This is a genomic window from Micromonospora sp. H61 (assembly GCF_018070325.1).
GTDB classification, from domain to species: domain Bacteria; phylum Actinomycetota; class Actinomycetes; order Mycobacteriales; family Micromonosporaceae; genus Micromonospora; species Micromonospora salmantinae.
In genome coordinates this window covers 1-14,722 of the sequence record NZ_JAGPXY010000062.1, presented here as the reverse complement: position 1 = coordinate 14,722, position 14,722 = coordinate 1, and the positions used below count along the sequence as shown (strand labels likewise).

Genomic DNA, 14,722 nt, shown 5'->3' with positions numbered 1-14,722 from the left:
CGCAGAATGACCGATACGGCGAGGACGGCCCGCGCCGGCGTTCCCGAGCGTCCGACCCTGGACGGGCTCGAGGAGAGCTGGGCACGCCGCTGGCAGGAGGAAGGCACGTACGCGTTCGACCGCTCGAAGCAGCGGAGCGACGTGTTCTCGATCGACACCCCGCCGCCGACCGTATCGGGCGAGTTGCACATGGGGCACGTCTTCTCGTACACGCACACCGACACGACGGCGCGGTACCAGCGGATGCGCGGCAAGGCCGTCTTCTACCCGATGGGCTGGGACGACAACGGCCTGCCCACCGAGCGCCGGGCGCAGAACGTGTACGGGGTGCGCTGCGATCCGGCGCTGCCGTACGACCCGGTGTGGCGGCCACCGGCGGCTCCGGTCGACGACGCGGCCCGCCGCGACCCCACCCCGATCTCCCGGCGTAACTTCATCGAGCTGTGCGAACGGCTGACGGTCACCGACGAGCAGGCCTTCGAGGCGCTGTGGCGGCGGCTCGGGCTCTCGGTTGACTGGTCCCTGACGTACACGACCATCGGCCGGATCGCCCGGACCACCAGCCAACGGGCGTTCGTCCGCAACCTGCGCCGCGGCGAGGCGTACCAGTCGGAGGCGCCGACCCTCTGGGACGTCGGCTTCGCCACCGCCGTCGCCCAAGCGGAGTTGGAGGACCGGGAGCGCCCCGGCGCCTACCACCGGCTGCGGTTCACCGCGGCCGACGGGCGGGAGGTGCTCATCGACACCACCCGACCCGAGCTGTTGCCGGCGTGTGTGGCGCTGGTCTGCCACCCCGACGACGAGCGGTACGCCGACCTGGTGGGCGGCACCGTGCGCAGCCCGCTGTTCGACGTCGAGGTGCCGGTGTACGCCCATCCCCTCGCCGAGCCCGGCAAGGGCACCGGCGTCGCGATGGTCTGCACCTTCGGTGACCTGACCGACGTGACCTGGTGGCGTGAGCTGGGGTTGGACACCCGGGTGGTGATCGGCCGGGACGGTCGGTTGCTTCCCGAGCCGCCGCACGGGGTGCCGGCCCAACCGTACGCGGCGTTGGCCGGGCAGACCGTCAACGGCGCCCGCCGGGAGATCGTCGGGATGCTGGCCGACGCCGGTGACCTGATCGGCGAGCCGCGCCCGATCACCCACCCGGTCAAGTTCTACGAACGCGGTGACCGGCCACTGGAGATCGTCTCCACTCGACAGTGGTATCTGCGCAACGGCGGCCGGGACGAGGCGCTGCGGGCCATGCTGCTGGGCAGGGGCGAGCAGCTGCACTGGGTGCCGGCGCACATGAAACACCGCTACGACAACTGGGTGGGCGGCCTCAACGGGGACTGGCTGGTCAGCCGTCAACGCTACTTCGGCGTGCCGGTGCCGGTGTGGTACCGGCTCGACGACACTGGCGAGCCGGACTGGTCCCACCCTCTCACGCCGGACGAGTCCGCGCTGCCGGTCGATCCATCCAGCGATCCGGCACCCGGTTACGACGAGTCGCAACGCGGCCGGCCGGGCGGCTTCATCGGCGACCCGGACGTGCTGGACACCTGGGCCACGTCCTCGGTGACCCCGCAGATCGTCGGTGGCTGGGAAACCGATCCGGACCTGTTCGCCCGGGTCTTCCCGATGGACCTACGCCCGCAGGGGCAGGAGATCATCCGGACCTGGCTCTTCGACAGCGTGGTCCGTTCGCACTTCGAGCACGGCGTGCTGCCCTGGCGGGACACAGTCCTCTCGGGCTGGATCCTCGACCCCGACCACAAGAAGATGGCCAAGTCCAAGGGGAACGTGGTCACCCCGCTGGCCCTGTTGGAGCAGCACGGCTCGGACGCGGTGCGCTACTGGGCGGCAAGCGGCAAGCCCGGCATGGACCTGGCCTTCGACCCAGCGCAGATCAAGGTCGGCCGGCGACTGGCCACCAAACTGCTCAACGCGTCCAAGTTCGCGCTCGGGCTGGGCGCTGCGGACGCGTTGCGCGCCCCGTCGACCACTCCACTGGACCGGGCCATGCTCGCCGAGCTGGCCACCGTGGTCACCGCCACGGGCACCGCCTTCGACTCGTACGACCACACGGCGGCCCTGCAGGTCACCGAGGCGTTCTTCTGGCGGTTCTGCGACGACTACATCGAGCTGGTCAAGGAGCGGGCCTACGGCACCGGCGCGGCGGCGGACTCGGCACGGGCGGCGCTGGCCTCGGCGCTGTCGGTGCAGCTGCGGTTGTTCGCCCCGGTGCTGCCGTACGTGACCGAGGAGGTCTGGTCGTGGTGGCGGTACGGCTCTGTGCACCAGGCGCCGTGGCCCACCACCTACGAGGTGGCCCGGACGATCGAGGGCTCGGGTGACCCGGCGCTTCTGCGGCTCGCCGGTGACGCGTTGAGCCAGGTGCGACGGGCCAAGTCGGAGCGGAAGCTGTCGATGAAGGCGGAGGTGCCGTTGGCGGAGGCGCTCGGCCCGGCGGCGCTGCTGGAGCAGCTCACGCTGGTCGCCGACGACCTACGGGCGGCGGGCCGGATCGGCAAACTCGACCTGCTCCCGGACCGTACCCCGGAGCTGGTCATCGCCTGCGCGTTCTGACCCGGGGCCGCCGCCGCCCGCTCGGGCGGCGGCGGACCGGCGGGTCACCAGCCGCGCAGGAAGCGCAGCCCGAGCAGGAACGCGATCACGGCGGGCCCCACCAGCAGGGTGATCGCCTGGAGGCGGTACGGCATCCGGTGCCGGGTCAGCTCGCCCGCGTTGCCCAGCACGATGGCCCCGGCCAGCATCAGGAACGCGCCCCACCAACCGGTCTCCAGGTGGATCAGATCCACCCGGATCAGTTGCAGGGTCACGCCGAGCAGCGCTCCGGTCAGCGCGAGCAGGGCCACCGCCCGGTGCAGGCCCCGGGCCAACGGGTGGGCCGCGCGCCAGCCGTAGGTGCCGGCCACCGCCAGGCAGGGCAGCACCACCATGAGCGGCCAACCTCGCCCCATCACGCCGAACATCAGCAGCGCGCCGACCGCGAAGACCATGGTGCCGACGCAGGCGAGCATGTACCCGGCGAAGGCCCGTCCGCCGCCGCGAGCCAGCAACGGCCCACCGCTGGCCGCGATCAACGCGGCCGGGATCAGGATGAACACCGCCCACCAGTGGAACTGGCCGCTGCCCTGAGCCGCCGTGGCGACAGTGGCACAGGCCAGCCCGGCGACGGCCAGGCTGGTCAGCCACGGCCGGCTGCTCCGGGAGTATGGCTCAGCCAACGACGTCCGCTCCGCTTCGACGCTCACGCCCACCAGCCTGGCCCGACGTGGCCCGACCGGTCCATCCGGCCAGCCCTACCGCCGCGCGGGGGCTGGCCGGAACAGCGTCCCGCACGGCTGTCAGCTCGTCTCGCCAGCCACGCTGAACGAACGCAGGCGGTCGATGGCGAGCACCGTGAAGCCGACGCTGACCAGCGCGGTCATCACCGACGCCACCGGCACCGACACGCTGGTCTCCAGCAGCCCGGTGGGGGCGATCCGGTCGGCGAGGGCGATCACGTACTGCTGGATGGAGAGCACCTTGGTGCCGCTGACGAAGTTGCCCAGCAGCCCCTCCCAGATCAGCACGTAAACCAGCCCGAGCAGCACCGGCCGCCTGGTGACCAGGCTGAGCGCGAGGAACAGCGCCGAGTACGCCAGCGCGCCGAGCGCCGCCGCGACCGCCAGCGCCAGTCCGAGGCGTACCGAATCGGCGAGCACGCCCGCGACGTAGAGCGGCACCGCCACGGTGACCGCGGTTACCCCCGCGGCGACAGCGAGCTTCGGCAGCACGATCTGCCAGCGCGGCAGCGGCTTGGTCAGGATGTGCACCACGGTGCCGTCGTCGATCTCGGCGCCCAGCACGCCCGTGCCGATGATCAGCGCGACCACCGGCAGCACCACGGCCAGCCCGAGGCCGACCAGCACCGGCGGCCCCCACTCGCCCGGGTCCACCCCCAGCGACCGGCAGAGCACGGCCAACCCGAGCAGCACCAACGGCAGCGGTAGCAGCAGCAGGAACCGACGTCGGCCGAACAACCCGCGCGCGGTGATCCAGGTAACTGTCGACATGTCAGGCCTCCACCAGGTAGGAGAAGACACTCTCCAGGGACTCGTCGGACGGCACCAGCTGGCGTACCCGGATGCCTTTGTTCAGCGCGATCCGGGGCAGCGCCCGGGTGAACGCGCCGTAGTCACCGGCCCGCACGGTCAGGCCCGTTGGGTCCAACTCGACCCCACTGACCGACGGCTCGGCGATCAGCGCGACGGCCAGGGCCCGGTCGTCGGTGGAGCGCACCGCGAAGACGTGCGGGCGGTTGGTCATCAACCGGCGGATGGTCCGGAAGTCGCCGGAGGCGGCCAACCGGCCGGCCACCATCACCTGCACCGTTCCGGAGACCTGTTCGACCTCCTCCAGGATGTGCGAGCTGAACAGGATCGTCCGGCCGGCGTCACCGAGGGTGTGCAGCAGCTGCATCATGTGCAGCCGCTGACGCGGGTCCATGCCGTTGAACGGCTCGTCGAGCAGCAGCACCTGCGGGTCGTGCACCAGCGCGGCGGCCACCCGGGCACGCTGGCGCATGCCCTTGGAGTACGTGCCGATCCGGCGGTCCTGCGCCGACTCCAGCTCCACCAGGTCGATCGCCCGTCGGGCCGCGGCCGCCGGATCGGGCAGCCGGTGCAGCTTCGCGCTGGCCAGCACGAACTCGTACGCGGTGAGGAAACCCTGCACCGCCTCCCGCTCGCTGACCAGCCCCAGCCGCCGGTAGACGTCGGGGTTTCGCCAGGTCGGCTCGTCGTCGAGAGTGACAGTGCCGCGTGACGGGGCGAGGAACCCGGCCATCATGTGCAGCAGGGTGGTCTTGCCGGCGCCGTTCGGGCCGAGCAGGCCGGTCACGCCCGGGCCGAGGACCATGCTGATGTCGTTGACAGCGACCACGTTGCCGTACCACCGGGACACCCCGGTCAGGCTCAGCGTGCTCATCAGGAGGCGACCTTCCGGTAGCGGGCCAGCAGGAGGGCGGTCGCGCCGGCGACCAGCAGCACCGCGGCCAGGGCGTAGACCGGGCCGAACCCGCCGATCATCATCTCGCCCGGATCGCCCTCGACCAGCAGGTCACCCAGCGACCAGATGCCCACCCCCTGCACCAGCGTGGAGGGTGAGGCGAGCCCGGCCAGCTCGTTGGCGGCGCGCGACGGCAGGATGCTCAGCACCCCGACGATCGGGGTGGTCATCAGGAAGACCGCCACCACCCCACCCGCGGCGAAGGCGCGCTTGCCGGTCAGCGAGGCGACCAGCAGCCCGACCGAGGCGAAGACCACAGCCCACAGCCCGGCGTAGAGCAGGCCGGGCAGCAGGTCGAGCAGCTCGTTCCACACCCCGCGCATGCCCTGCTTGGTGGTGAACGCGGCACCCAGGAACATCAGCAACTGGGGTCCGCCGAGCAGCAACCAGAGGGCGGTGACCAGCGCCAGCAGCTTGGCCAGCGCGTAGTCGGCGCGCGGCAGCGGCCGGGAGAAGTACAGCGGCAGCACACCGCTGCGCAGGTCCCGAGAGACCAGCTCCGGGGCGACGACCGCGACGAAGAAGATGACCAGCCAGCTCATCGCGTCGGCGAACTGGGCGTACGTGGCGACCGGCTCGCCGATCTGGCTGCGTACCGCGGCCAGGGCCACCGCGACCAGGGAGACGATGCCGACCACCAGCCACGGGAAGATCTTGGCCTTGGCGCTGCGCCCGAACCCGAACGCGGTGCGCAGACCGTGCAGGTAGAGCGCGCCGAAGACCTGTCGGCGGCCGAGCCTCGCACCCTCGTAGCGTTGGTAGCCGATGTCGTGGATGACGCCGGTCGGCGTGGGGCGCAGGGCGGCGGTGGACGGCTCAGGCATTAGTGAGCTCCCTCGTGGCGAAGAGTTCGGCCACCCGGTGCCGGCGCTGGTCCAGTCGGTGCAGTGGCAGGTCCAGTTCGGCGACCGCACCGAGGATCAGGTCGTAGGTGCCGTCGTCGGCGAGCGGCACGAGGAGCAGTCGCCCGTCCCGGGCGACAGGCAGTTTCAGCTCGGCGAGTCGGGCGGCGAGTTCCTCGGTGCCCTCGCTGACCTCGACGGCGAGCACGTCGGTGGCCGAGGTCATCGCGGAGATGTTGTCGGCGCGCAGCAGTTTGCCGCCGTCGATGGCGATCAGCGTGTCGCAGATCCGCTCCACCTCGCCGAGCAGGTGCGAACAGACCAGCACGGAGATGCCGAACTCGGTGCCGATCCGGTGTACCAGGGCCAGCATGGCGTCGCGGCCGGCCGGGTCCAGGCCGTTTGTCGGTTCGTCCAGCAACAGCAGGTCGGGGTCGTGCACCAGCGCCTGGGCCAGCTTGACGCGCTGCTTCATGCCGGTCGAGTAGCCACCGACCGGGCGATAGCGCTCCTCGTAGAGCCCCACGTGCCGCAGCGCCTCCGAGGCCCGCTCGCGGGCCGCGGTGCGGGGAAGGCCGCTCATTCGACCGAGGTGGGTGACCAGTTCGGCGGCGGACAGGTCCGGTGGGAGGCAGTCGTGTTCCGGCATGTAGCCGACCCGGTTGCGGACAGCCGCCGGGTCTGCGGTCGGGTCGATGCCGAGCACCGAGACCTGACCGCTGGTTGGTGCGATCAGGCCGAGCAGAATCTTGATCAAGGTGGATTTGCCGGCGCCGTTCGCGCCCACCAGGCCGATGATCCCGGGCTCGACGGCGACGGTGAGGTCGGCCAGCGCGGTGACCCGACCTCCGTACGTCTTGGTGAGCGACTGGGTCGCGATCAGTGTCACGGGCCCAGCGTAGGGAGTCGATGCCCAGCAGAGACACCGGCACGCCCCCGGCACTCCCCTGATCCTTTCCCCGCCGCACCCCTAAGGTCCCCGCTGAGGGCTCCCGCGACGTTTCCGCCGGTCCCGCGTCCGACCCGACCCCGCCTTGGGAAAGACCCGTCCAAGGTGACACCATTCACCTCCCGTTCACCAGGCATCGACCCGCCCGGTGATCGACCGACGACGCGGGAGGGATCCTGATGGCCGAGGTGGGCGTCCCCAAGGTGAGCGTCGTGGTGCCGGCGTACAACTGCGGCCCACACATCGAGAAGCTCGCCGCCTCGCTGCTGCGTCAGTCACTGCCCGCCGACGAGTTCGAAGCCATCTTCGTCGACGACGGCTCGACCGACGACACGGCGGAGCGGCTGGACCGGCTGGCCGCCGAGCACCCGCACATCACTGTGGTGCACATCGAGAACTCCGGCTGGCCGTCGCGTCCGCGCAACCTCGGCGTCGAGCACGCCCGCGGCGAGTACGTCTTCTTCGCCGACGACGACGACTGGTTCGCCGACGAGGCACTGGAGCGGCTCTACGCCTGCGCGAAGGCGAACGACGCCGACATCGTGGTGGGGAAGATGGCCGGGTACGGACGTCCCGTGCCGCGGGAGCTGTTCCGCAAGAACCGCTTCGACGCCACCCTCGGCAACTCCCCGCTGGTCGACAGCCTGACCTGTCACAAGTTGTTCCGGCGGTCGTTCCTCAACGAGCATGGCCTGCGGTTCCCGGAGGGCGGCAAGCGTCGGCTGGAGGACCACTCACTGGTCATCCGGGCCTACTTCCTGTCCCGGCGCACCTCAGTGCTGTCCGACTACGTCTGCTACCACCACGTCCATCGGGGCGACGCGCGCAACGTCACCGCGAGCGAGCTGGACCCGGCGAGCTACTTCGCCAGTGTGCGGGAGGCGTTGGACGTCGTGGACGCCAACACCGAGCCGGGTCAGCTGCGGGATCGGCTGCACCGGCGCTGGCTGCGCAACGAGATGCTCAGCCGGCTGCGCGGCAAGCGGCTGCTGAACGCCCGCGAGGCGTGGCTGGAGCAGGTCGCGCTGGAGATCCAGAAGATCATTCAGGATCGCTTCGCCCCGGGCGTCGCGGGTGGTCTGCCACCCCTGCTCCGAGCCGTGGCGTACCTGGCGGAGCAGGGGCGCGTCGCGGACCTGCGCAGGCTTGCCCGCTGGGAGGCGGGCATCGCCGCACACGGCACTGTCGATGAATTCCAACGTGTCGACCACGCCGTCACGGTGACCGTCGCCGCCGAGCTGCGCGCCGCGGACCAGCCGGTCGGGTTCCGCGCCGATGATGGCCGCGACGTGCTGATGCTTCCGATGGAAGAGGTCGCCCCCGAGGTGCTCGACGCCACCGCGCAGGTGCGCAAGGCCCGCCTGGACCTGGTGGCCCGCCACCGGGAGACCGGCGCCGAGATCTTTATTCCGAACACCTTCCAGACCGAGCGGATCACCGGCACGACCGGAGCGGACACCGTCCACCTGGTGCACCGGGCCACCGCCACGATCGACTTCGCCGCCCTCAACGGCGGCCGGACCAGGGGCAGCTGGCAGCTCAAGGCCCGGATCACCAACGTGGGCTGGACCGAGGACGCGCGACTGCCGCTGTTGTTCATCTGCCGGACCGACGGCTCGCGACCCCGGATCCGCGACGAGCGGAAGGTGTGGAACCGGGTGCGGTCGGCGGTAGGCCGACGGATCAAGCGCTGACCCGCCCGCGGGGGTCTTGGAGTGGCGCCCTCGACCGATGGGCGGTCGGCTGCGAAACTGTGTGCCGGTCAGCGAGTGGGGGGTGTGGATGAGCAACGGCTGGGTGCTGCCCGACGAGGTGCTACGGGACGCACCGGCGTACACGCCACGTCCCGGTGAGCTCGCGGATCTGGAGCTGCTGCTGACCGGCGCGTACGCCCCTCTGACCGGTTTCATGACCCGCGCCGACCTGGTCTCGGTCAGCCGACGCGGCCGGCTGGCCGACGGCACACCGTGGCAGGTCGCTGTCGTTCTCCAGGTGCCGGCCGCCCTGGCGCAGAGCTTCGATCCGCGCGACCCGGCCCGCCGGGCGCTCGTGCTGACCGACGGGGAGGGCGCCCCGGCGGCCGCCCTGGACGTGGCCGACGTCTGGCCGGTCCGCGAGGGCGTGGCGGGAGTGGGCGGCCAGGTTCGGCGGCTGGGCGACGGTGGACACGGTCCGTTCCAACGACTGCGGCGTAACCCGGAGGAGGTCCGTGCGCTGCTGCCCCCGGGCCGGGTGCTCGGGGTGATCGCCGACCGGCCGCTGCATCGTCCACAGCTCGCCCAGATCGCCCACGCCGCCCGCACCCTGGCCGCTCATCTGCTCGTGATGATCCCGGTCGGCGAGGGCGGCGCCGACGGGCTCCCGCCGGAGGCGCTGGTCCGGACGATCTTCGCCGCGCGGGACCGGATGCCACCCGCCACCCTGGTCGCGGTGCCGCTGTCCCACCGACGCGAGGAGATCAGCGACGCGCTGCTGCGCGCCCGGGTCTCGGCCGCGTACGGGGTCACCCACCTGCTCTCCACCGGGGAGATGCTCTCCGGCGCCGGGCTGCGGGTGCTGGTGCCGCGTGAACTCGCCTACGACAACCGCGACGGGCAGTGGCGTTGGCGGGAGGACATCCCACCGCGCAACCGCCGGCTGGCGCTGACCCAGCCGGAGATCGACGATCTGCTCGACCGGGGCTTCCCGCTGCCGGAGTGGCACACCCCGCCCGCTGTGGCACGGGAGTTGGCCCGGGCCCGGCCGCCGCGTCGGCAGCGAGGACTGGTGGTCTTCCTGACCGGTCTCTCCGGCTCCGGCAAGTCGACGATCGCCCGAGGGCTGGCGGACGCGTTACGGGAGAGCGGCGACCGCACGGTGACCCTGCTCGACGGGGACGTGGTGCGCCGGGAACTCTCCGCCGGACTGGGCTTCAGCAAGACCGACCGGGATCTCAACGTCCGGCGGATCGGCTGGGTGGCCGCCGAGATCGCCCGGCACCGTGGGGTGGGCATCTGCTGCCCGATCGCCCCGTACGCGGCGGCTCGGGCCACTGCCCGGGAGATGGCCCTCGCCGCCGGATCGGGTTTTGTGCTGGTGCACGTGGCCACCCCGCTGGAGGTGTGCGAGCGACGGGACCGCAAGGGCCTGTACGCGCGAGCGCGAGCCGGCCTGCTCACCGGGATGACCGGCATCGACGACCCGTACGAGGAGCCGACCGACGCCGATCTGGTGCTCGACACCACCGACCTGAGCGTGGCGGACGCGGTGCAGGCCGTGCTGCACCATCTGACCGAGACCGGCTGGGTGGAGCTGAAGATCGCCACCGCCTGAGGCGCCGCCGTACCCGTTCCTTCCACCGCTGAGCGGCACGCGCTAGTGTTCATCTTTGTTGGAACACGTTTGACCGCGTGAGGGTACGTGGACGTCCGGGGAGGCACGGCGGATGCTCGCTCAGCAGCGGCAGGCGGCCATCCTGGAGCGGGTCCGCTCGACCGGCGGTGTCCGGGTCAGCGAGTTGGCAGGCGAGTTCGGCGTGTCCGACATGACCATCCGGCGGGACCTCGATGCGCTGCACGAGCGCGGTCTGCTGGCCAAGGTGCACGGCGGCGCGACCACGACCGGGCCAAGCTCGACCGACGAGCCGGGCTTCCGCGCCAAGTCGGTCCGCCAACTGCCGGAGAAGGCCGCCATCGCCGACCGGGCGGCTCAGCTGGTCCGGCCGGGAGCGGCGGTCGCGCTCTCCGCCGGCACCACCACGGCCGAGCTGGCCCGCCGGCTGGTGGACGTGCCCGAGCTGACCGTCGTCACCAACTCGCTGCCGGTGGCCGAGATCATGCACGCCGGTGGCCGCCCGGACCAGACGGTGGTGCTCACCGGCGGCGTCCGCACACCGTCGGACGCGCTGGTAGGTCCGCTCGCGGTCGGGGCCGTCCGGTCACTGCACCTGGATCTGCTCTTCCTGGGCGTCCACGGCATCACCGAGCGGGCCGGCTTCACCACCCCGAACCTGATGGAGGCGGAGACCGATCGGGCGCTCGTGGCGGCGGCGGACCAGCTGGTGGTTCTCGCCGACCACACCAAGTGGGGCACGGTCGGCATCTCCTCGATCGTCGGGTTGGCGGCGGCCCACGTACTGGTCAGCGACGACCGGTTGCCTCCACCCGCACGACGGGTACTCGGCGAACAGGTGGGCGAACTGATCATGGTCAAGGCGACAGGGGCGGGCCGCGCGACGCGCACGCCGACAACCGAGGGGACGGCGCCGTGAAGCGCACCGCGATCGACCTGGCCGACGGCCGGGAGCTGATCTACTTCGACGAGCGCGACGACGCGGTCCGCGACCAGCCGGACCGCCGGGACCTGCCGCCGCCTCCCCCCGCGTCGCAGCTGCGCTACGACCCGTTGACCGACGAGTGGGTGGCGGTCGCCGTGCACCGGCAGACCCGCACCTTCCTCCCGCCGGCGAACGAGTGCCCTCTCGACCCGTCGGTGGGCGACCGGCTGACCGAGATCCCCGCACCCGACTACGACGTGGTGGTCTTCGAGAACCGGTTCCCGTCGCTGAGCGGTCGGGTGGCCGAGGAGCCCGGGGAGATCACTCCGTTCACGCCGGTTCGGCCCGGCCTCGGCCGGTGCGAGGTAGTCTGCTTCACGTCGGACCACAACGCCTCCTTCGCCAGCCTGCCCCCGCGCCGGGTCCGCACCGTGCTGGACGCCCTCGCCGACCGCACCGAGGTGCTCGGCGCGCTGCCCGGCGTCGAGCAGATCTTCTGCTTCGAGAACCGGGGCGTGGAAATCGGTGTCACGCTGCACCACCCGCACGGCCAGATCTACGCGTACCCCTTCGTGACGCCGCGCACCCGCGCGCTGCTGGCCGCTGCCCGCCGGCACGCCGAGCGGACCGGCGGGGGCAACCTGTACGCGGACGTGCTGGCCGCCGAGCGCGCCACCGGTGACCGGGTGGTCACCGAGAACGAACACTGGACGGCGTTCGTCCCGGCGGCCGCCCGCTGGCCCTTCGAGGTGCACGTCGCGCCGCACCGCGTGGTGCCGGACATCCCGGCGCTCAGCGACAGCGAGCGGGACGCCTTCGGGCCGCTCTACCTGGATCTCCTGCGCCGCTTCGACGGCCTGTTCGACATGCCGATGCCATACATCTCGGCCTGGCACCAGGCTCCCGTGCGGGTCGACCGCGAGCTGGGCCACCTGCACCTACAGCTGTTCAGCATCAGGCGGGCCACTGACAAGCTGAAGTACCTGGCGGGCTCCGAGTCCGGGATGGGCGTCTTCATCAACGACATCGCTCCGGAACGCGCCGCCGACCTGCTGCGCGCCGCCTGAAGAGCCCTGCTGTGCGCGGGGCCTTAGCTTGGCGGGGCACGGCTTGCGTGTGGCCAGAGCTTGGCGCGGCCTGCGCTTGGTGGGAAACAGGGCGCGGGGGGCCCGGGACAGGGCCCCCCGCAGGGAAGGGACGGCTGGCTGTGCACGGCACAGCCGGGAAGGCTGGCTGATCGGCGCACGGGTGCCGCGGGTCGACCGTGGTCAACCTTCCTGGACGCGACTGGCATCTCGTCCATCCTGGTCAACGAGGCGCGCCGGTCGCAGTGACGCCGATCGGCGCGGCGGCGCCGGACACGCCGAAGCCCGCCGGCAGGGATGCCGGCGGGCTCCGATGACGCGGTACGCCTGGATCAGGCGGCGATCTTGCGGGCCAGGTTCTCGTCGAGCGCGTTCATGAACTCGTCGGTGGTCAGCCACGGGGCGTCGCGCGAGATGAGCAGCGCGAGGTCCTTGGTCATCTGGCCACCCTCGACGGTGTCGACGATGACCTGCTCCAGGGTGTTGGCGAACTCGGTGACCGCCGGGGTGCCGTCCAGCTTGCCCCGGTGGGCCAGGCCCCGGGTCCAGGCGTAGATCGACGCGATCGGGTTGGTCGAGGTCTTCTCGCCCTTCTGGTACTGCCGGTAGTGCCGGGTGACAGTGCCGTGCGCGGCCTCGGCCTCGACGGTCCGGCCGTCCGGGGAGAGCAGGACGGAGGTCATCAGACCCAGCGAGCCGAACCCCTGCGCGACGGTGTCGGACTGCACGTCACCGTCGTAGTTCTTGCAGGCCCAGACATAGCCGCCCTCCCACTTGAGCGCGGCGGCGACCATGTCGTCGATGAGCCGGTGCTCGTAGGTGATGCCGGCGGCGGCGAACTCGGCCTTGAACTCGGTCTCGAACACCTCGGCGAAGATGTCCTTGAACCGGCCGTCGTACGCCTTGAGGATGGTGTTCTTGGTGGACAGGTAGACCGGGTAGTTGCGGTCCAGCCCGTACCGGAACGACGCCCGGGCGAAGTCCCGGATCGACTCGTCGTAGTTGTACATGCCCATGGCGATGCCGCCGCCGGGGAAGTTGGCGACCTCCATCTCCATCGGCGCGCCGCCGTCAGCCGGGGTGTAGGTGATGGTCACCGTGCCCGGGCCGGGGACGACGAAGTCGGTGGCCTTGTACTGGTCACCGTGGGCGTGCCGGCCGATGATGATCGGCTTGGTCCAGCCTGGGACCAGCCGCGGCACGTTGGACATGATGATCGGCTCGCGGAAGACGACGCCGCCGAGGATGTTGCGGATGGTGCCGTTGGGCGACCGCCACATCTTCTTCAGGCCGAACTCCTCGACCCGGGCCTCGTCCGGGGTGATGGTCGCGCACTTGACGCCGACGCCGTGCTCCTTGATGGCGTTGGCGGCGTCGATCGTGACCTGGTCGTCGGTCTCGTCGCGGTGCTGGATCGACAGGTCGTAGTAGTGCAGGTCGACGTCGAGGTAGGGCAGGATCAGCTGCTCCCGGATCTGCTTCCAGATGATCCGGGTCATCTCGTCGCCGTCGAGTTCTACGACCGGGTTGTTTACCTTGATCTTCGCCATCGGCCGGCGCTCCTCTCGGGGGACACGTGCTCAAGCAGTACGAGCGTACTGCAATTGGGCCGGCAGCCCCCAGCCGGCCTCGACCGGCCGGCGGAACCGGGCTGCGCGGAACAGGAATGCCCTGGAATCATCGTCCGATGCCACTGAACCGCACCCTCGGGTCTATCACGGTCACCGCACTCACCGACGGTGAGGGTGCCTTCTTCCAGCCCCGCGCGGAGGCGTTTCCGCAGGCCACAGCGGCGCAGTGGGCGGAGGCCGACCGGCGCGACCCCGGCTCCGTGACCGCCGACGGGCAGTGGTGGCTGCCGTTCCGCAGCTTCGCGATCCGCGCCGGCGACGGGCCGGTCACGCTGGTCGACGCCGGGATCGGCCCGGCCGACGCACCCGCCGCGAGCTGGGCGCCCGTCCCGGGGCGGCTGCCCGCCGAGTTGGCCGCCGCCGGCATCGACCCCGCCGACGTCGACACGGTCGTCCTTACCCACCTGCACAGCGATCACATCGGCTGGGCGGTCACCGGCACACCGGGGCGGCCGTACTTCCCGAACGCGAGCTACCTGCTGCAGCGCGCCGAACTCGACGCGGCGGAGACGCTCAACCCCGGGCTGCCGGCCGGCCTCGTCGCGCCCCTGCGCGCCGCCGGCCAGCTCCGGGTGGTCGACGGCGAGACCGCTCTCACCCCAGCGGTACGCCTGCTGCCCACCCCGGGCCACACGCCCGGCCACCAGTCGGTGCTCCTTACCTCGGCCGACGAACGGATGCTGCTCACCGGGGACCTGCTGGTGCACATGGTGCAACTCGTCGACCCCCACCTGGCGTACGCCCACGAGGAAGACCCGGACCAGGCCCGCACCTCCCGGCTGACCGCCCTCCGAACCCACTCCCCCACCGCCCTAGCCACCCCCCACCTCAGCACCCCCTTCACCCCCTTCACCCGCTAGCCGGCGGGGTGGGGGCTGGACGGCCAAGGGGGGCCCGGCCAA

12 protein-coding genes are annotated in these 14,722 nt (G+C 71.4%); 6 read left to right on the top strand and 6 right to left on the bottom strand.

Translation table 11 applies throughout. The annotated features are described in order from the left end of the window. Nucleotides 1-6: 6 nt before the first annotated feature. Nucleotides 7-2,571 carry a valine--tRNA ligase gene (gene valS, locus KBX08_RS25130; protein ID WP_210785836.1) on the top strand — a complete coding sequence of 855 codons (2,565 nt, stop codon included), beginning with the start codon at nt 7-9 and terminating at the stop codon, nt 2,569-2,571. Between the two features lie 44 nt (nt 2,572-2,615). Here the strand turns inward: valS and KBX08_RS25125 are convergent, their stop codons facing one another. From KBX08_RS25125 to KBX08_RS25105, 5 genes are all read right to left on the bottom strand, one after another. Then, nucleotides 2,616-3,260: a hypothetical protein gene (locus KBX08_RS25125; protein ID WP_210785835.1), complete on the bottom strand. Its 645-nt coding sequence runs from the start codon at nt 3,258-3,260 to the stop codon at nt 2,616-2,618. A gap of 93 nt (nt 3,261-3,353) precedes the next feature. Then, nucleotides 3,354-4,064 carry an ABC transporter permease subunit gene (locus KBX08_RS25120; protein WP_210785834.1) on the bottom strand — a complete coding sequence of 237 codons (711 nt, stop codon included), beginning with the start codon at nt 4,062-4,064 and terminating at the stop codon, nt 3,354-3,356. 1 nt (nt 4,065) lies between these two features. Then, nucleotides 4,066-4,977 (bottom strand): ABC transporter ATP-binding protein, encoded by a 912-nt coding sequence (locus tag KBX08_RS25115; protein ID WP_210785833.1) that lies wholly within the window; start codon nt 4,975-4,977, stop codon nt 4,066-4,068. Then, nucleotides 4,977-5,882, bottom strand: coding sequence for an ABC transporter permease (locus KBX08_RS25110; protein ID WP_210785832.1), 906 nt, complete (start codon nt 5,880-5,882; stop codon nt 4,977-4,979). Before KBX08_RS25110 ends, KBX08_RS25115 begins: the two co-directional genes overlap by 1 nt. Continuing rightward, nucleotides 5,875-6,789, bottom strand: coding sequence for an ABC transporter ATP-binding protein (locus KBX08_RS25105; protein WP_210785831.1), 915 nt, complete (start codon nt 6,787-6,789; stop codon nt 5,875-5,877). The genes KBX08_RS25110 and KBX08_RS25105 overlap by 8 nt, the downstream gene beginning before the upstream one ends. 239 nt (nt 6,790-7,028) lie before the next feature. Between KBX08_RS25105 and KBX08_RS25100 the strand changes: the two genes are divergently transcribed. The 4 genes from KBX08_RS25100 (at nt 7,029) to galT (ending at nt 12,171) form a co-directional block, all read left to right on the top strand. Further along, nucleotides 7,029-8,543: a glycosyltransferase family 2 protein gene (locus tag KBX08_RS25100; protein ID WP_210785830.1), complete on the top strand. Its 1,515-nt coding sequence runs from the start codon at nt 7,029-7,031 to the stop codon at nt 8,541-8,543. Nucleotides 8,544-8,631: 88 nt separating this feature from the next. Further along, on the top strand, nt 8,632-10,161 hold the full coding sequence (cysC, locus tag KBX08_RS25095; protein WP_203122191.1) for an adenylyl-sulfate kinase: 1,530 nt from the start codon (nt 8,632-8,634) through the stop codon (nt 10,159-10,161). Between the two features lie 112 nt (nt 10,162-10,273). Further along, complete coding sequence (locus KBX08_RS25090) at nt 10,274-11,098, top strand: DeoR/GlpR family DNA-binding transcription regulator (protein WP_210785829.1); 825 nt, start codon at nt 10,274-10,276, stop codon at nt 11,096-11,098. Then, complete coding sequence (gene galT, locus KBX08_RS25085) at nt 11,095-12,171, top strand: galactose-1-phosphate uridylyltransferase (protein WP_210785828.1); 1,077 nt, start codon at nt 11,095-11,097, stop codon at nt 12,169-12,171. Before KBX08_RS25090 ends, galT begins: the two co-directional genes overlap by 4 nt. A 350-nt stretch (nt 12,172-12,521) precedes the next feature. Here galT and KBX08_RS25080 read toward each other — a convergent pair whose 3' ends face one another. Continuing rightward, nucleotides 12,522-13,739 carry an NADP-dependent isocitrate dehydrogenase gene (locus KBX08_RS25080; protein ID WP_124773753.1) on the bottom strand — a complete coding sequence of 406 codons (1,218 nt, stop codon included), beginning with the start codon at nt 13,737-13,739 and terminating at the stop codon, nt 12,522-12,524. Between the two features lie 137 nt (nt 13,740-13,876). Here KBX08_RS25080 and KBX08_RS25075 point away from each other — a divergent pair, with 137 nt between their 5' ends. Continuing rightward, nucleotides 13,877-14,680: an MBL fold metallo-hydrolase gene (locus KBX08_RS25075; protein ID WP_210785827.1), complete on the top strand. Its 804-nt coding sequence runs from the start codon at nt 13,877-13,879 to the stop codon at nt 14,678-14,680. Nucleotides 14,681-14,722 lie beyond the last annotated feature (42 nt).